18 protein-coding genes are annotated in these 18,915 nt (G+C 37.3%); 1 reads left to right on the top strand and 17 read right to left on the bottom strand.

What is annotated here, in order from left to right; all coding sequences use genetic code 11:
• Window positions 1-482 precede the first annotated feature (482 nt).
• From dnaI to JNUCC51_RS17775, 4 genes are all read right to left on the bottom strand, one after another.
• Window positions 483-1,412, bottom strand: coding sequence for a primosomal protein DnaI (dnaI, locus tag JNUCC51_RS17790; RefSeq protein ID WP_232733271.1), 930 nt, complete (start codon window positions 1,410-1,412; stop codon window positions 483-485).
• 24 nt (window positions 1,413-1,436) lie between these two features.
• Window positions 1,437-2,804: a replication initiation and membrane attachment family protein gene (locus JNUCC51_RS17785; protein WP_337989094.1), complete on the bottom strand. Its 1,368-nt coding sequence runs from the start codon at window positions 2,802-2,804 to the stop codon at window positions 1,437-1,439.
• A gap of 18 nt (window positions 2,805-2,822) precedes the next feature.
• Complete coding sequence (gene nrdR / locus JNUCC51_RS17780; protein WP_049667519.1) at window positions 2,823-3,293, bottom strand: transcriptional regulator NrdR; 471 nt, start codon at window positions 3,291-3,293, stop codon at window positions 2,823-2,825.
• A gap of 211 nt (window positions 3,294-3,504) precedes the next feature.
• A complete protein-coding gene (locus tag JNUCC51_RS17775; protein WP_049667518.1) occupies window positions 3,505-4,527 on the bottom strand; it encodes a glyceraldehyde-3-phosphate dehydrogenase in 1,023 nt (340 codons plus the stop codon).
• A gap of 620 nt (window positions 4,528-5,147) precedes the next feature.
• Here JNUCC51_RS17775 and JNUCC51_RS17770 point away from each other — a divergent pair.
• Entirely contained in the window at window positions 5,148-5,345 is a 198-nt protein-coding gene (locus JNUCC51_RS17770) for a hypothetical protein (protein WP_337989093.1), read from the top strand.
• Window positions 5,346-5,448: 103 nt separating this feature from the next.
• Here the strand turns inward: JNUCC51_RS17770 and coaE are convergent, their stop codons facing one another.
• The 13 genes from coaE to JNUCC51_RS17705 all read right to left on the bottom strand — a co-directional run bounded on the left by coaE (window position 5,449) and on the right by JNUCC51_RS17705 (window position 18,892).
• Window positions 5,449-6,042, bottom strand: a complete 594-nt coding sequence (gene coaE / locus JNUCC51_RS17765) for a dephospho-CoA kinase (RefSeq protein WP_337989092.1) — start codon at window positions 6,040-6,042, stop codon at window positions 5,449-5,451.
• Window positions 6,043-6,055: 13 nt separating this feature from the next.
• A complete protein-coding gene (mutM, locus tag JNUCC51_RS17760; RefSeq protein WP_337989091.1) occupies window positions 6,056-6,928 on the bottom strand; it encodes a bifunctional DNA-formamidopyrimidine glycosylase/DNA-(apurinic or apyrimidinic site) lyase in 873 nt (290 codons plus the stop codon).
• Window positions 6,929-6,940: 12 nt separating this feature from the next.
• A complete protein-coding gene (gene polA, locus JNUCC51_RS17755) occupies window positions 6,941-9,568 on the bottom strand; it encodes a DNA polymerase I (protein WP_337989090.1) in 2,628 nt (875 codons plus the stop codon).
• 208 nt (window positions 9,569-9,776) lie between these two features.
• Entirely contained in the window at window positions 9,777-10,208 is a 432-nt protein-coding gene (locus tag JNUCC51_RS17750) for a DNA polymerase I (protein WP_337989089.1), read from the bottom strand.
• Window positions 10,209-10,892: 684 nt separating this feature from the next.
• Window positions 10,893-11,903, bottom strand: coding sequence for a protease modulator HflC (hflC, locus tag JNUCC51_RS17745; RefSeq protein ID WP_337989088.1), 1,011 nt, complete (start codon window positions 11,901-11,903; stop codon window positions 10,893-10,895).
• Window positions 11,903-12,892 (bottom strand): FtsH protease activity modulator HflK, encoded by a 990-nt coding sequence (gene hflK / locus JNUCC51_RS17740; protein ID WP_337989087.1) that lies wholly within the window; start codon window positions 12,890-12,892, stop codon window positions 11,903-11,905. Before hflK ends, hflC begins: the two co-directional genes overlap by 1 nt.
• A 187-nt stretch (window positions 12,893-13,079) precedes the next feature.
• The gene (locus JNUCC51_RS17735; RefSeq protein WP_337989086.1) at window positions 13,080-13,793 is read right to left on the bottom strand and encodes an LrgB family protein; all 714 of its coding nucleotides are present in this window, start codon (window positions 13,791-13,793) and stop codon (window positions 13,080-13,082) included.
• A complete protein-coding gene (locus JNUCC51_RS17730) occupies window positions 13,790-14,158 on the bottom strand; it encodes a CidA/LrgA family holin-like protein (protein ID WP_100544892.1) in 369 nt (122 codons plus the stop codon). The genes JNUCC51_RS17735 and JNUCC51_RS17730 overlap by 4 nt, the downstream gene beginning before the upstream one ends.
• 375 nt (window positions 14,159-14,533) lie before the next feature.
• Window positions 14,534-16,069, bottom strand: coding sequence for a two-component system histidine kinase PnpS (gene pnpS / locus JNUCC51_RS17725; protein ID WP_337989085.1), 1,536 nt, complete (start codon window positions 16,067-16,069; stop codon window positions 14,534-14,536).
• On the bottom strand, window positions 16,066-16,782 hold the full coding sequence (locus JNUCC51_RS17720) for a response regulator transcription factor (protein ID WP_100544894.1): 717 nt from the start codon (window positions 16,780-16,782) through the stop codon (window positions 16,066-16,068). The genes pnpS and JNUCC51_RS17720 overlap by 4 nt, the downstream gene beginning before the upstream one ends.
• 52 nt (window positions 16,783-16,834) lie before the next feature.
• On the bottom strand, window positions 16,835-17,275 hold the full coding sequence (locus tag JNUCC51_RS17715) for a MaoC/PaaZ C-terminal domain-containing protein (RefSeq protein ID WP_337989084.1): 441 nt from the start codon (window positions 17,273-17,275) through the stop codon (window positions 16,835-16,837).
• Between the two features lie 148 nt (window positions 17,276-17,423).
• Window positions 17,424-18,218 (bottom strand): phosphotransferase family protein, encoded by a 795-nt coding sequence (locus JNUCC51_RS17710; protein WP_337989083.1) that lies wholly within the window; start codon window positions 18,216-18,218, stop codon window positions 17,424-17,426.
• 107 nt (window positions 18,219-18,325) lie between these two features.
• Window positions 18,326-18,892, bottom strand: coding sequence for a hypothetical protein (locus JNUCC51_RS17705; protein ID WP_337989082.1), 567 nt, complete (start codon window positions 18,890-18,892; stop codon window positions 18,326-18,328).
• Between the last annotated feature and the right edge of the window lie 23 nt (window positions 18,893-18,915).

Here is an 18,915-nt window from a genome sequence, read left to right as displayed (position 1 = left end):
AAAAGAAACTATATCCGCATTCATCCCACCACTATATTCCATTTAACGGAAATAAAAAAAGCCCCGTCCCTACGAAAGGGACGAAGCGTATGCTCGTGGTTCCACCCTTCTTCCTTCCGACTTTTATAGTCAGACGAAGCTCAAGGCTAGCTAACGGGCTAGGGACCGGCGAAAGATTATCCCTTTCGCTGCTCAGCAGGTAGTAAATAGTGTGCTCGAACTAGGAAGCTTACAGCCAATGACTTCCCTCTCTAAAAGCCGTTACACAAAATTCATGTCCTCATCAATGCATTTGATCAATTATGCCTCGGCATAATTGTGTCCTGAATCGGCTTTGTGCTTGCACAAAGAACTCCTTTCCGATTCCGTGACATCCGCCGGAGGCTTTTACATCTTTAGTGGGTGTTTGGACAACCGCTAAAAGATGTAATTAGTATATGTGACAGTATACGCTCGAATGTCGCAAAATGCAACAGTCAATCTTACATACGGCGATTTTTGCCACGCATTTCAATTGGCTCCGTCAAGGCTTTGACACGTTCCATAATACGTCCAGCCTTCACGACTTCAATGTCACCTTTTTGCGACTGTGCTAAGTGATGCTCCAATTCATCATAATTAAAATTAGATGTAATGAATGTTGGCAATTGCTCCGCCATACGGTAATGGAAAATAGTTCCCAGAATTTCATCTCGAGTCCAAGCTGTCATTGTTTCGGCTCCTAAATCATCGAGCATTAGCACTGGGGCCTTTTTCACATAATCTATTTTTTCATTCAACGTATTATCGCCAATTGCATTTTTCATTTCTCGTAAAAATTCAGGCACGAAAACGACTACAGAACGAATTTTGATAGCGGCTAATTCATTCGCAAGAGCTCCTAATACAAAGGATTTCCCTACACCGAATTTACCGTATAAATAATAACCTTTTGCCGGAAGCTTTCCTGTCTCAACTGTGGCTTTCACAAATTGTGCCGCTTTTTGAGCAATCATGACACGAGATTCATCGTCAATGAGTAAATCTTGAATGGTTGCTTGTAGCACATCCTTCGGCATATGCATACTCGCAATCATATTGGCTACATCACGACGTTCCTCCTCACGCATCTTTTGTTCACATCGGACATAATCAATTTCAACGGTACCCCGGACTACTCTTAAAGATGGTAAAAAACCTTTTAAGTAGTTTGTACAACTTTCTGTATTGTCACAGCCGCAGCATACTGTAGATTGACTAATAAACTCATGGAGCTTCGGTAAATTACGTTCAATTGATTCATAGCTTAACTCATCTGCATGCTCTGCTAAAAATTCTTGCACACGAGGGTTTTCTAAAATTTCTCGACGCATCGCTTCGTATCGTTCTTGAAATGATGGTACATTAACTGCTCTTTTTAATGGTCCATTAATTGGTTCGATTGTCGTTCACCCTCCTTACTTATCACTTTTCCCTAACATCTCCAATATCTTTTGACGCTCTTGCTCAAAATCAATCGTGCTTGAAGTGTTTTCTTCTTGTTGCTCATTACGTTTGTAAAACCATTCAGGTACCTTCTCTTCACGCTGATTTCCTGAACGCCCTCTCGCACTTTGATTACTTTTTCTCGGTGTTTGCGGCTTATTTTTCCACGTAGTGTACTTATCATGCTCTTGACGTGCTAGTTCCATTGCTTCTTTTGCTGTTTGAATATTTTTACGTACCCAATGATCCGCAATCGTTTCCACATATTTCTTAGGCAGCTTCATATCAGTTGTTAGCATTACATATTCCAAAAGAGCATTAACAACGCCTACTGGCATTCCATGCTGGACAATTAAACTCTCAGCCAGTTGTACAGAGGTCTGTAGAGGTTCTTTACCATTATTGATATCTCGCAGTACTTGCACAGGGGGAGTCGTTTCTAAATATTGCTGAAGCTCCTGATCCTTTGTTTTTTGACCTGATTCCTCTAAAGATGATGGCTCACTTACTCTAACAAGCTTTGGTGGTTCTTTTGATACCGTTAACTTATAAAAATCTGCAGCAGCCTTACGTAAACGTTCCAATGAAATACCTAGGTCATCATCTAATGCAAGAATCACTACTTTTTGCATATCAAGTGCAGTTAAGCGATATAAAAATGCTAATTTCGCTATTGATTCACGTACCTCAAATGTTAGTAGGCTTGCCGGCACTAGTTGCTCCGATAAGCCCGCTTGCAGTAGATCAAAGTCAAACTGGTCAAAATAAAACGGATATACTTTTTGCTGTGTATCCTTACGATTAGCATTAACTTGTAATTCATCTGGAATCTTTGTACTTACAGGCTTAAAAACATCTATGAAAGCACGCGATACATCTTTAAATTCTGCATCTCTTGCAGATGGAATAAAACGCTGACGTAACTTCCGATATGCTTGCTCTCCAATTTTACTAAATAAAAACATCGAGAGCAGTGGATCTTTCATAAAGCTATCTGCATCAAGTGGACGTGTCAGCTCATATAAAAAGCTTCGCTGGTCAGCATCTTCTTTTTTCCATGTGCGTAACAGACCAATTGCTTCAAGCGCAATACGCGCCTCAAATACTTTACCAATAGGAAGTCCTAGTACGTTCATTAAATAATAATGTGTCATTTGTTGCTTAGGCATTTCCTCAGCCTCAGCCCATAGTGTTAAATAAAGGCTGATTGGTTCCGCTCCAATTAAAGGCTGATAAAAAAGCGTTACTAATTGACGTTCCTGCGTAGAAAGTGCATGAGGTAGACGGATATCAAAAGGATCAGCGGGCTGCAATTCCTTATACAAATGGATCAACGCCATTCACCCTCTCTGTTTTCCCTATAATTTCTGTTCTGTCTGACGTTGGATAATTTCTTTAATTTCTTCAATAAAGACATTGATATCCTTAAATTGACGATAAACCGATGCAAAGCGCACATAAGCAACCTCATCGATTTTCGCTAAGCGATCCATTACCATTTCCCCTACATCCTCAGATCGGACTTCAGAATTCCCAATACGGCGAAGATCTTTTTCAATAGACATTACAAGTCCCTCAAGTACTTCAAGAGAAACAGGACGTTTTTCGCAAGCACGAATAAGTCCACGAAGTACCTTTTCACGGCTAAATTCTTCTCGTGAACCTTCTTTTTTCACTACAACTAAAGGTGTCTCTTCAATTTTTTCAAACGTTGTGAAACGGAAGCCACATGACTCACATTCACGACGTCTACGAATTTCTTTATTATCATCAACTGGCCTCGAATCCACAACACGCGTTCCGTTAAACTGGCAAGATGGACATCTCATATAATTACTCTCCTGATTTCACAACAATTTAATATCTCTATTATAACAAATTTCCTATGTGTAAGAAAAGTGCATTGACGTAGTGAGCTCATGATAAACCTTGAAAGGATAAAGTACAAGCATAGATTCTACATTTAAACTGCTTTCTAAATAAAAAAAGCACATTGAAATCACCAGGATTTCAATGTGCTCATTCTAATTATTATTATTATTATGCATTAACTGTTTCTAAAGCTTTTGCCACTTTTTTCACAAGATCAACTACACGTGCAGAATAGCCCCACTCATTGTCGTACCAAGCAAGTACTTTTACTTTACGGTTACCCATTACCATTGTAGAAAGTCCATCAACTGTAGAAGAGTAAGTTGTTGTATTGTAATCAGAAGATACAAGAGGCTCAACTGAGAAGTTTAAGATACCTTTCATTGGACCTTCAGTAGCAGCCTTCACAAATGCAGCGTTGATAGCATCTACTGTTACGTCTGTATTTAAATCAACTACTAGGTCAACTAATGATACGTTTGGTGTTGGAACACGAAGTGCCATACCATGGATTTTGCCTTCTAATTCTGGTAACACTAATTTTAATGCTTTTGCAGCACCTGTAGAAGTTGGAATGATTGATTGTGCGCAACCACGTGCACGACGTAAATCTTTATGTGGATTGTCTAAGTTCTTTTGGTCATTTGTATAAGCGTGAACTGTTGTCATTAATCCGCTTTCGATACCAAATGTGTCATTTAATACTTTGGCAACTGGTGCTAAGCAGTTTGTTGTACAAGAAGCATTTGAAATAACATCATGTTTTGCGATATCAAGTTTCTCATCATTTACACCTAAAACAATTGTTACGTCCTCGTTTTTACCAGGTGCTGTTAAGATAACTTTCTTTGCTCCTGCTTCTAAGTGCATTGCTGCTTTTTCACGATCATTAAATTTACCAGTTGCTTCAATAACGATATCCACACCCATTGTTGCCCAAGGTAATTTTAATGGGTCACGTTCGCTAATAATTTGAACACGTTTACCGTTTACAATTAAAGCATCGCCTGCTGGCTCAACTGAACCCTCGAATGTCCCGTGATTTGTGTCATACTTAATCAAATGTGCTAACGTTTCAGCTGGATAGCTAGCGTTAATTGCAACGATATTTAAATCTTCTTGCACGATCGCTTGGCGGAAAACCATACGTCCGATACGTCCGAAACCATTAATAGCAACTGATACTGTCATATTATAAAATCCTCCTGTGAGTACGTACTCAGATTAATTATATACTTTATGGTGATTAGTATAACACAATTTTAAAAAAGATGAACATTATATATTCATAATATTAAAGTTCTTATTTTCTGAAAAATAAAATCGCCTAAATTAGTCCTTATTATGGTATAAATCCACCAAAAAAAGCATAGCAAAATATTCTTGCTACGCTTCTCATAGTGAATGTTACGGCACTTTAAATCGGGTGATTTCCGTTCCAGGCTACTCGCTTTCCTGTGGGAGTCGAGTAGCCTTCCACTCCAATCAGCAATAGCGTAGAATTTTTATAAATTTTATTCATTTCAAAAGTGAACAATGTTGATAATAAATGTGATGCTATTGTACACCTGCTTTTGCTAACGTTTCGCTTTCACACATATAAAACATACAGGAGTTTCTTTTTATATCAAGAAATTAAAGTGCTATGCCTGAAGATACACACTATGCGAAAAGGTTGAATGGAGCGGAGGCTGGGCGACTCCTTGGGGATTAGCGATATAGAGGAACGAAGGCTAAAAGCATCACGTCCTGTGATAACGCCTTCGTGACCAACATCCTGTTAGCCCGAGACCCTGGAGCGAGCAACTCGAGTGAAGCAGCTCATCGGACGCCCCCAGGAAGCTTTGCTCTGTGCGAAAGCGAAGCGACAGCTACAAATGTTTTCTGTAGCGAAAGCGAAGCGACAGCTACAAATGTTTTCTGTAGCGAAAGCGAAGCGACAGCTACAAAGCTCCCAGCCGGAACGGAAGTCAACCCTCGTTTTATTGAAAGAGCCATACTTTATTTAATATGACACCTTAATTTCATTGAAACAATAGTTTTTCAACAACAAGAATGCGTAGCAATATGTCATTGCTACGCATTGAATGATGTTACAGATTCTTAAATTAATTATATAACGTCCCAATATGTCAGGATTTTTTTTAATTGGTGCTCTGTTTGTTCTAGATTTTCATTATTGTAAATAACCGCATGTGCACCTTTTTCTTTGACTGACATAGGTAACTGAGAACGCATTCGAGCTAATGCATCTTCCTTCGATAAGTTGTTTCGCTCCATTAATCGACGGAGTTGTACATCTTCACTAACCGATACAACGATAATACGCTCGACAAAATGTTGTAACTTACTTTCAAATAAAAGCGGAATATCCATCACAACATGTTTTTCTCCAGCCTCTAAATAAGCATCACGCTGGCGTAGCATTTCCTGACGAATAGCAGGATGCATAATATCATTTAACATTTTACGCTTGGCAGGTTCGTGAAAAATAATATCGCCAAGCTTGGCACGATTTAAATTGCCGTCTTCTAGCAATATATCTTGTCCAAAATTTTCAGCTATTAACTTTAAAGTCTCAGTTCTTGGTTCTACAACATCACGTGCAACAATATCTGCATCGACAATCGGTAAACCAAGTGCTGTCATCATTTTTACTACTGTACTTTTTCCGCTCGCAATACTTCCTGTTAGTCCGATAATCATAGTTAAATCCCCTTTAATGTTGACAATTTGGGCAAAAGACTGATGTGCGCCCACCTATCGTCATTTGGCTCGTTGCGGTACCACACGTTGGACACATCTTCTTACCATACATTTGCAGTCGGTTCTGCATACTTCCAGCCTCACCATTAATATTACGATAATCTGAAATTGTTGAACCTCCTGCTTCAATGCTTTGGCGTAAAATAACGACAATTGTCTCGAACAATGCACGCTTACGCTTTTCACTGATGCGGTTCATTGTGCGGGCCGGATGAATTTTTTGAGCAAATAATGCTTCAGTAGCATAAATATTGCCACAGCCCGAAATAACCTGCCCATCCATAATTACATCTTTAACGGCCTTTTTCTCATATTTCGGTAACTTTGATTTCGCAATAAAATAATCACACGCTATTTCATCAAAAGGTTCTGGTGCCATTTTTGTTAATGGTATATGATCTTCAATTTTTGTTAAAAAACGTAGTTCACCAAAGCGGCGTATATCCGAATAAATTAAATAGCCACCATCTGCCATTTGAAATGTAGCATGAATATGCTTTTTAAATTTCGCCTCATTGATTTCCTCAGGCGAATTCACCACAAACCATGCACCCGTCATTCCTAAATGACTAACAAGCACGTAAGGGACATCCTCTTTTAGCAAATGAAAAAAGATGTATTTCGCACGTCGTTCGACTTTTGTAATCGTCATTTGAGACAAGGATATTTCAAATGCATCAGGCTCAGCTTGCTTCACGATACATTGCTTCCCCTCTCCAAAGGAAAAACGAATAATTTCAGAAAGTTGAACCTGTTGAATTGTACGCCCTTCAATTTCAGGTTTTAATGCCTGGACGACACCTTCAACCTCTGGTAATTCAGGCATTTTAACCCCTCCTTATTTTGCTTCGTACCAAGTAGCACCATAGTTAAAATCTACTTTTAATGGTACTGAAAGCTCGATTGCGTTCTCCATAACCTCTGGTACTATTTTTTCAAGCAATGCAATCTCCTCTTTAGGTGCTTCAAAAATTAATTCATCATGCACTTGTAATAGGATCTTTGCCTGCATATTTTCTTTTTTCAAGCGAGCGTCCATATCAATCATTGCTTTTTTAATAATATCAGCTGCACTTCCCTGAATTGGTGTATTCATCGCAGTACGCTCTGCAAAGCTTCGTATATTGAAATTTGAGCTCGTAATGTCAGGTAAATATCGACGTCTATTTAAAATCGTTGTCACATATCCATTAAATTTCGCATCTTGAACGATATCATCCATATATTGTTTTACACCAGGGAAACTCGCAAAATACTTCTCGATAAATGTAGCAGCTTCCTTACGGGTAATATCCAAGTTTTGCGATAAGCCGTAATCACTAATACCATAGACAATACCAAAGTTTACTGCTTTTGCAGCACGACGCATATTACTGTCGACCTCATCTTCTGAGACATGGAATACATCCATAGCAGTACGTGTATGAACATCCATACCTTCACGGAAAGCATCGACTAAGTTTTTATCTTTTGACATATGGGCTAACACACGCAATTCGATTTGAGAATAATCGGCAGAAAATAATATCCAATCTTCGTTCGATGGCACAAACGCTTGACGAATTTTTCGCCCTTCCTCTAAACGAATCGGGATGTTTTGCAAATTCGGATCAGTTGAGCTTAAACGTCCTGTAGCTGTTAGTGCTTGTTGGAATCGAGTATGCACCTTTCCATCCTCTTTATGGATTTCCTTTAGTAGACCTTCGATATAAGTTGACTGTAATTTCCCAAGCTGACGATATAATAGAATATGCTCAATAATGGCATGCTCTGGTTTTAATTTTTCCAATACATCCGCTGCAGTGGAATAGCCCGTCTTTGTCTTTTTAATAACAGGAAGACCTAGTTTATCAAAAAGGATGACACCAAGTTGCTTTGGTGAATTAATATTGAAGGCTTCTCCTGCCTCCGTATAAATCTCCTGTTCAATCACAACTAGTTTGTCATTTAGTTCCTGCCCCATTTTCTCTAATGTAGCACGATTGACAGTGATTCCTTCACTTTCCATTTCACCTAAAATAGAAGCAAGAGGAAGCTCTAAGTTTTTATAGAGTTCGAACTGTTCGTTTTCCTTTAACAATGCCTCGAACTTCGGCTGTAAAGACCACACAGCAAAGGCTTTGCGGCTGGCATGCTCAGCAAGTGCATCAATGGCAGGTATAGCTCGTTTCGCCCCTTTACCATAAACAGTCTCATTTGCCTGCACATTACGATAGCCTAGTTCTTTCGCAAGTGTTGCCACATCATCTCCACTTAGCGCAGGATTATTAATATAAGAAGCAAGTAATAAGTCAAATTCCACACCAGCCAAACGAATTCCCGCACGTTTTAACGCAGCCTGAGATGCTTTTGAATCAGACATATACTTTATTTTAGTAACATCTTCTAACCAAAGACGAAGGACCTCTGATTTAGCTGCAATATCAAACGGCACGTACATTGTTTTCGCTCCATCTGTTAGTGCAATGCCTAGTTGCTGACATGTATGATAATGCTCGTTCTCTAGCTCCAAATGCACTGCCATTACATCTTTTAAAAGCTCTTGTTTTACTTCCTGCACAATTTCAAAGTCAAAAGGTGCTTGTTCCTCTTCTTCTACAGTAAAATCACTTTTATCTAGCAATGATTTAAAGCCAAGCTCTCTCCACACGTTAATTAATTCTTCTTCGTTCGGACCATTATAAACAAGATCCGAAAGGGTTATATCAATCGGTGCCTCTGTAAAAATGGTAGCCAGCTTTTTACTCATTAGTGCCTGTTCTTCATTGGCAACTAATTTTTCTTTCATTTTAGAAGCCTTCACCGTATCCATTGCCGCATAAAGAGACTCCACTGAACCATGCTCTTTTAGCAATTTAACAGCAGTTTTTTCACCGACACCTGGTACACCTGGAATATTATCTGAAGAATCCCCCATTAAACCTTTCATATCAATAATTTGTTGAGGGGTTAAGCCGTATTTTTCTGCTATAAAGGCTGGCGTATTTTTTTCAATTTCAGTAATACCTTTTTTAGTAATGTATACCGTTACTTGCTCAGTAGCGAGCTGTGTTAAGTCACGATCTCCCGATACAACGATGACATCCATTTCCTGTGATGAAGCTTCTTTAGCAAGTGTTCCTATAATATCGTCCGCTTCGTACATTTCAAGCTCATATCGCTTAATACCATAAGCATCAATAAGCTTACGTATATAAGGAAACTGCTCAGATAATTCTGGTGGAGTCTTTTGGCGTCCACCTTTATATTCCGTAAATGTCTCATGACGGAAGGTTGTCTTACCCGCATCAAAAGCAACCAAAATTTTCGTAGGTTGCTCTTCCTCTAAAATTCTTTGTAACATTGTTGTAAAGCCGTATGCTGCATTCGTATGAATTCCACTATCATTCGTTAATAGAGGTAACGCAAAAAACGCGCGATATGCTAAACTATTGCCGTCCAATAATAGCAATTTTTCCTTTGTCATGATTTTATCCTCCTGCGTTGTCGTCTTCTTAATTGTAAAACGAAAACGTATGTTTGAAAATGCCTCTTCCTTTTACTTTATCGAGAAAACAGGTATTTTACCAATCATAACGTTGAAAATCATCAAATTTTCTACATCAATAACTTAACTCAAGATTGTCTACACAAAAAAAAAGCCAATCACTCATTGTAATTGACCTTTTCCGATATTATTCACTAGCTTTACTTGTTTTTTCTTTACGATAGAAAATCTCTTCATATATAACTGTCATAATAAAAGCATTCATAAAAGCAAATACTAAAAATAATGGCATACCACCAAGCTGTGGATGTGTAAGCTCTGTATTAAACACCATTACAGTACCGATTTGTGCTAAGAAGAAAATAAAGCCAATCCCTACTTGCCATAAAGGACGTTTAACCTTACGTTTCTCGTACAAAAATATTCTTTTAAATATCTTGCGTACATCCTCAGCAATGATTAAACCTAATAAAAACAAAATGACAAAAAACACTGGTATATGATAAACACTTTTTGTGATCCATGTAAAATCTGATAGACGGAAGAAAAGTGTAAATAATGAAGCAACAATACAGGCTATCCCTAAATTTTGGAGCCCCTTGCTAATTTGCAATTTCACAACTATTACCCCCATTTTTTATTTCTGAACATTATCATTCTATCAGATAATAGTAATTTAAGAAACACAAAATTATAAATTTCTATCATTTTCATAGTATACCATCGATAATTGAAAGATATTTACGAAAATAATAATTGATATTACCTAAAACAAGTATTTTCTGTAGCGAAAGCATAGCGACAGGTACACAGAAGACTTCTACTTCTAAAGATGATGAGATGAATGCGGATGTGGTTTATTTGCAGTAGATGTCCGAGCAACAAAAGCATAGTCTAAGAACGCCACGTTCTGTGGCAATTTATCTGTGCTAAAGCGAAGCGTTAGCGACAAATGTTTTCTATAGCGAAAGCACTACAATTACGCCAAGACGAAATTGAAATTAGGTGATTGGAGTGGAGACTGGGCGACTCCTCGGGGATTAGCGATATAGAGGAACGAAGGCTAAAAGCATCACGTCCTGTGATAACGCCTTCGTGACCAACATCCTGTTAGCCCGAGACCCTGGAGCGCAGCGAAGCGGCTCATCGGACGCCCCCAGGAAAGCGCCCAGTCGGAACGGAAATCAACTCCACGTTATGGCGAGGAGCCTTCGTATTCTTGTCAGTTTCATGGATAGCGTAAAAAAGCCGTCTCAAAAATTTGAGACGACTTCATATACTTTTCCCTGCAAGAATAATAGTATCACTTTACATATCCAGATAATATTTTTGCATATGGTGAAGTGGATGGCAAAATAATGACCGTATCTTCCCCTACAGTTTTCTTATATGACTCTAATGTACGGTACAATGAATAGAATTCAGGGTCTTGAGAGAACGATTTATTGTAAATCTTCGCTGCTTCTGCTTCACCTTCCGCTTGAATCATTGCTGCATCCTTTTTCGCTGTTGCCAGCATTTCTTGAACTTTCCTATCTGTTTGAGCTTCGATACGGCGTTTCTGAGCATCACCTTCTGATAGGTATTTTTGAGACATTGATTCACGATCCGAAATCATATTTGTAAACACGGATTGCTCATTCTCAGTAGGCAAGTCGATACGGCGAATACGAACATCTATTACTTCTATTCCATACTTATCATTTGAGAGTAACTCATTGACACGTGCCGTTACCTGATCATTGATACTCCCACGTGAAGAATTTTCATCATTAATAATTTGCTTATATTCTATTCGACCAAGCTCCGAACGAATAACCGAATAAATAAATTCTTCCATACGTGATTCAACTTTTTCAATTGTTCCTGCATTTGATATTAATTGCTTTGGATCTGTTATATGCCAAACTGCATAATTATCAATAATAATTCGTTTTTTATCCTTTGTATTAATTTCTTCTTCAGAAACTTCATACGTCATTTGGTTTTTTGGTAGTTTCGTGACGCTTTGAATAAATGGAACTTTAATTTTCAAGCCGGGCTCACTCTGATATTTCACTACTTCTCCAAACTGCCTAACAACTGCATATTCGGACTCTTTAACTATATAAACATTAGTAAATAATATAATGGCAATAGCAAAAATGGCTGTTAATGTTACAGCAAGAGAAATATATTTTTTCGGATTCATCGGCCCTTTTTTCGACATTTTGACCACATTATCCACTGTATCTCCTTCTTTTGGAGCAGTATTTTTGGATTTACCCGATAAAAAATTGAGAAATTTTTCAAGATCCTTATTTTTTTGATCCATTAGTTACCGCCCCCTTCTTTTTTCTCCTCTTTTGGTGTCTCCTGTGTCACAGTTGTCTCCTTTGGCGCAGGTTGCAATGCTTGAAGAGGCAAGTATTTCATTGTATTACCATCATCATTCATAATATAAATTTGCGCTTTAGGTAATACATTTTCAAGTGTTTCCAAAATTAAACGTTCGCGTGTAATTTGTTGATTACCCTTATATTGCTCATACATTTTATTAAAGACAGCTACATCCCCTTGAGCTTGTTCAATTCGTGCTGTTTTTTCACCTTGAGCCTTTGAGATAATTGCGTCCTTTTCACCTTCAGCTTCATTAATTCGCTGATTCTTATATTTTTCTGCTTGATTTATTTTTGTATTTTTCATTTCACGTGCATCCGTAACAGCTGTAAAGGCCGCTCGCACATCTGCGTTCGGTAATTCAACATCCTGTAGTTTTACTCCTAAAACACTTATACCAATATCGTATTTTTCAATAAGAGAAACGAGTAAATCTCGTGATTTTGCTTCTATGTCCGCTTTTCCTTCAGTTAACGCAGCGTCGATTTTGGAACTTCCGATAATTGATCGAATCGCACTCGACGTAGCGCTATGTAATATTTTTTCTGGATCTTGTGAGCTGAATAGATACTTATTCGGTTCTGTAATTTTCCATTGAACGACAAGGTCTGTTAAAACAATATGCTCATCCCCTGTAATCATTTTCGTTTCAGCATCATAATCTTCCAATTCCCCATCTTTATTTTGCTTATAACCGAACTGCAAACTAAATGTTTCCTTCGATAAAACCTCAACCGATTGTACAGGCCAAGGTAATTTAAAATGTAAACCCGATTCTGTTACTGTATTATCAGCACGACCGAACGTAATAACAACTGCTTGTTCCGATTCATCTACCGTGTACCACGATGTAAATACCGCAATAAGTGCAACAATGCCGAAAATACCAAGTCCCACCATCATTAGTGACCTTTTCACACTCATGTCTAATCCTCCCTTAAGCTTAGTACTATTGTATACGGGACACTTTATAAAAAGTTTCAAAATATTTTAATAAACTAGTTTTTTATTTTAGGCAGTTTGACATAAAAACTTACCCGACGTTCCTGCACTTACCTTCCATCTAAAACCATCCGCACCAAAATAGAACTAAAAAAAATCCTGCTACCATTTAAGGTAACAGGATATTGACAACTAGATGTTCAAATGCTGGGAAAAATGTTGTTGATAAAACAATGCTAATTAATGCAGCTACAATCATAGCAAGACTTGCAAAGGTGCCTTCTAACTCACCAAATTCAAATGCTTTAGAGGTACCTGCACCATGTGCACCCATTCCTAACATTAGACCTCTAGAGGATGGTCGTTGGAAACGACATACTTTAATTACTAACGGTGCTATTAGACTCCCTAAAATACCAGTCACCATAACGAAAACAGCAGTAAGGGTAGGAGAGCCACCAATCATATTGGAGATGTCCATCGCTATTGGTGTAGTAACTGAGCGCGGAACTAAGCTATGCACTAGCTCATTATTCAATCCAATTACAACGGCAATGGTAAATGATGATGTAATAGCAACTGCCGAACCTACTGCAATACTTAGAAAAATTTCAAAAGCATGTTTCTTTAACAGATTAAAATTTCTATAAATTGGAACCGCGAATGCAACTGTTGCTGGCCCAAGTAAATTTGATAAAATACCGGTTCCTGCAACATAGGATTTATAAGATGTACCCGTTAGTAACAAGATTATAATTATTACTAATGGTGTGATTAGTATAGGTGTTAACCATTCGTTCTGATACTTTTTATAAAACATTTTACTAGTATAAAAAATTGCAATAGTACCTAGTAAACTTACTATAGCTATTAAAAAGCTCATGCAGTATCACCTTTCTTTCGTTGCCCTAGCAATTGTGCTGTGAAACCTGTTGCAAACATTACAACTATGGCACTCAATACAATTACAAGCACAGCTTTCACACCTTGCTCACCGAATAATGCAGTATAATCGATTACTCCGATAGCAGATGGAATGAAAAATAGTAATAATTCACTAAGTAATAAACCTGCACCTAGCTCAATCCATTCAAGCTTAATAATATGAAACTGCAAAAGTAAAAACAATAAGACTAGTCCAATTATGCTCCCTGGAATCGGCAAGTGAAGTAGACGTGCAATACTATTCCCAACAAATAAAATTACATATAGATAGCCAATTTGCACGATACTTTTGACGATTTTCATGGTCATCCTTCTTTCAATTTTTTATCCCGCTTTTACGATCAGTAATAGAAATCACTTCTAGATAAAGTGGGCTTATTAGCTGACCCGTCTAAGCCTGATTGGTTCAACTAACAAGTACATTGGTTGTTAGTTGAATATTATGCTACTATACTTTACACCTATTTGCGTTATGTGTAAAACAGAAAAAGAATCTATCACCAAAAAATTTGGCAATAGATTCTTCCTATTGGCGATAACTAAGCAACACATTCAAAAAATCTTTATCTAAAGATTTTTTTGGCTATTTTAAAGTCTTAATAATATATAGGGGGGGTTTCTACTAACAAGTATAAGTCCCTATTGTGAATCTAAAATTGTGCTTTTGTAAAGAATTCGTTAATTTTTTGGAATCATGACTATCATTTTTGTCCCGACACCAACTTCACTTTCTACCTGAATGCGACCATGATGAGCCTCTACTAAGTGCTTCACAATAGCAAGCCCTAAACCTGTCCCTCCAGAATTCCGGCTTCGCGCACGATCCACACGATAAAACCGTTCAAAGACACGGGCAATTTCATGCTTTTCAATTCCTATACCTTGGTCTTCTATTTCAAGAATACCGTACGTTTCATTTTCCTTTAATCGAATCGTAACGATTGTATTTTCTGGAGAATACGTAATGGCATTGGTAATTAAATTAGTGACAATTTGAATGATACGATTCGCATCACCCATAACCTGAACATCACGTTCAATATCAACATTAAAGCTCATATTCTTCTCATCCAGACGAGGTCCTGTCAGCTCTGCTCCTCGTATAAGTACATCTTGCAAGCCCATCGGCATAATATTAACGGTAAAACCATGCTGCTCAATTTTCGATAACTCTAGTAAATCCTGGATAAGCATCTGCAGACGGTTACTTTCCTTATAAATGATCTCCAAAAAAGAAAGGAGCATTTTTTCATCCTTATATGCACCATCTAGTAAAGTTTCAGAAAAGCCTTTAATAGATGTAATAGGTGTACGCAATTCATGGGATACATTTGCTACAAAGTCCTTACGAATCTGCTCTAAACGAACAAGCTCTGTAATATCATGCATAACTATAACGACACCTAGCCATCGACCATGATCCCCTATAACAGGTGCTCCATATACTTCCTTATTGTATAGCTCCTGTTGGACCTCCATTTTAATTTGTTGTCGATAAGGCATTTCTGTTAGAAACACATGGTCGATAAATTGCTCCAGTGATTGAGGTAAGCCAATTGTACGGAAAACTTTTCCTTGTACATCCTCAATTAGCATACCGAAACGCTCTAAAAATACACGGTTCACGATAGATATATTCCCCTCACGTCCAATCATCATGAGGGAGCTTCCCATGTTTTCAATTAACGTTTTAAGCCTTTCCTCTTCTACCTCGCGAATCGTAGTAATATCCTGTAAGTTACGTGCTAAAATATTGATGGAGTGACTAAGTGGCATCATGCGTTCATGCTCATTTTCATGAGCACGAGCACGGTAATTTCCCTTCGCCAGTTCAAGTGCTGTATCTGTCACGTTATCAATAGGAGCAGTGAAATTTCGAATCATATAGCGACTTACAATAGCCATTAAAATAAGTGCTATTATAAAAAGAATCGCTAGCACAACATAAAGTCGCGCATGAACAAACGATATTAGAGAATCTGTTGCCTCAATGTTTTGAGCAGTATACAGTGCCTCTTTATCTTCTTTTGATAGTTCAATCTTTCGTTCGTCTAATACTTGGTTAATGGATTCTTGCATCTGTAAACTAGCCTGCTCATTGTACTGTTCTATATAAACAGGAAAAAGCTGACCTATAACAATCATTAGGACAGCTAATATAGATCCAAGCAATAGCATAAATGTCAAGAATAAGCGGTTGCTCATTGATTTCATGTCGTCTTCGGCTCCTCGAATTTATAGCCAAGGCCGCGAATTGTCTTAATGAACATCGGCTTACGGCTATTTTCTTCGATTTTATCGCGAAGGTGGCTTATGTGCACATCTACAATTCGAGTATCACCGGCAAAGTCATACTTCCATACAGCACTTAATAGCTGATCACGTGTTAAAACACGGTTTTTATTTTCAAGTAGATAAATGAGTAGCTCAAATTCCTTTGGTGTAAATTCCAGTGCCTCATCTTGTAAAAATACTTCAAAACGCTCTGGAAAGACACGCAATTGTCCAAACTCATACATTTTCTCTTGAGGCCCATTCTTCTCTTCAGGCACTACATTTTGTGTAAAGCGTCTCAAAACAGCCTTTACCCGTGCCAACACTTCGCGCGGACTAAAAGGCTTCGTCATATAATCATCTGCCCCTAGCTCTAGACCAAGTACTTTATCGAACTCGTCATCCTTTGCTGTTAGCATAATAATAGGTGTATTCATACGTTGTTGACGAATTTGTTTACAGACTTCCATACCATCTAGCCTTGGAAGCATTAAATCTAATAAAATTAAATCTGGCTGTATGTCAATTGCCTTATCAAGACCCTCTTGACCATCTGCAGCTGTTTCTACAACATATCCAGCCTGCTCTAAATTATATTTCAATAATGTCGCAATAGAAAATTCATCTTCTACAACTAAAATTGTTTTTGTCATGTGTAAAGCCTCCGTTAGTGATTTGAAACCCCCATTTCAAATCTCAAGACGTCTATAAAACAAGTGGTGGTGTCACCAGCAAAATACCCTCAATCATAAGCTGTTTCTTCTCATTATATGAGTGTACCGATACAGTAATCGTATTTTCTATTTTATTTACTTCTGTTACCTCTAAAAGAGTATCAAATAATTCATAATGATAGAGCGGTTCTAAATATTTTATATGTTGCTCAATAATTCGTGCGCCTGGTCCAGGAATATACTTTGACACAGCTGAAGTAATAATGCCATTTAACATGATCGTTGGTACGATTGGCTTTTGAAAAGGTGTCATCGCTGCATAATCATGTTGAATATAAAGCGGATTATTATCATTCGTGAGTCCTAAGTAAAGCAATAAATCCTTATCTTCTATCTTCTCGGTAATATGAATCTTCTCGCCAACTGTAATTTCATCAATAGTGAGACCAAGCTTACTGTTTTTTTGAAGCAAAAATACGCCAACCCCTTTTCTATCATATACCTTCATAGTATCAATTTTATTCCAAAAGTACAACGAAAAGCAGAATAACCATTTGATCTTCATACAGAACCGAGAGATGATTCCTCCTGAAAGCAACTCTTTAGTGCAGAACAAAACATTAAAAGAATTCATATAAGCCATTTACAAAATAATCATATTCGTTATCATCAATAATCTTTTCCCCGTACCCTTCAAAAAAAATTTCTTTATCTATTTCATTTTCAAAGGCATTGGGTTTTGAGCGTATTGCCAATGATACGTCATATCTTGGGTCTCCATAAGCTCCACTTCCCCAATCAATTACTCCTGTAATTACCCCGTTGTCGACTAAAACATTATCAATTGTAAAATCTCCGTGAATCAAAGTTTGTTTATAGAAGTTGGGTTTATTAGTTTTAATTTTTTCTAATAATTTCTCATCTCCATCCACTTCATAATTTTTCAAATTATATTCAGCTTGATTTAATATTTGGTCAATCCATTTTCCTTCATAAATTAACTCTTTTGGACAAGGGGTAGTATGGATTTGAAATAAGAATGCACCAAAATTAAATATCAATTCTTGCCGTTTCTCTTCATTTTTCTCGGTGAATAAAGCAGTCCTTAGTGTTTCCCCCTTTAAAAACTCAAGGAGAGCCCAGGAATCCCTTTGGTTTTCTTGTTCAACAAATTTCTTCACTTTTGGAACAGGTAGTTTTGTTTGATTAGTCAAACAGTTTAATACAGATATTTCTCTATTTAACCAGGAACAAAATAATTCTCCCTTTGTCCTTTTTAGTGCATAAAACCCTTGGTTATTCTCAATTAACCCAACATCAGAGGTGTAACCTTGCCTTGGAAACCTTATAGAAATAATATTTTTAAGATATTCTTTTATTTCAATTGGAATTTCATCGATATGTATTGGTTGCATTGAGTACACCTCGTCTAATAAGCATTTTTACTATTTTAATTCTTTTTCTATTATCATTTTTCCTTCTTCAACTATAAATCAGAACTTCTATTACTGTTCATTACCTATTACCGTATCAACAAGCCGTTTTCTTCTATAATCTCTTTACACTTATTAAAACCTATTATCGTATTAGAATAAATAGGAAACGACAAATCATAATTCCCTATTATCACTGTATCCAGTGAAGGAAAGAAAAAATCAGCGAAATATAGTTCAGTTACTGAGAGTTTCGTTAAAAAGACAAGGGCTTCCACGTCTCCTATTTTATAAATTCCCTTACTGTGGGAAAACAATTTTCGAAAGATGTTCGCCTCGGACCGATTTAAGCAACTTAATTTATATTTGAATGCTATTTTACTCAAACCTTTTTTATAAATGTGTACATACACTCCATTCTCTTCTATATGAAAAAGTTGCGTAAAAGTATCCAAGAAATTTGCACTGTACTTTAAATTATATTTCTCTCCCAATAACTCAAATGCCTCTTCTTCAGTAAGAACGCGATTGAATACGCCCATAATACCGGTATGATTGTATAACTCACTTGGATTTTCAAGGAGGTGAGTGTTAAATCTTTTATATTTTGAATGGAGGATATTGATTTCTTCGTTTGTTGCTAATGTTAATTTCATAATTTCACCTCGATGTTTACTTG

Source organism: Lysinibacillus sp. JNUCC 51, assembly GCF_015999525.1.
GTDB classification, from domain to species: Bacteria; Bacillota; Bacilli; order Bacillales_A; family Planococcaceae; genus Lysinibacillus; species Lysinibacillus xylanilyticus.
The sequence above is the reverse complement of the archived record's forward strand: the minus strand, read 5'-3'. Positions and strand labels throughout refer to the sequence as shown.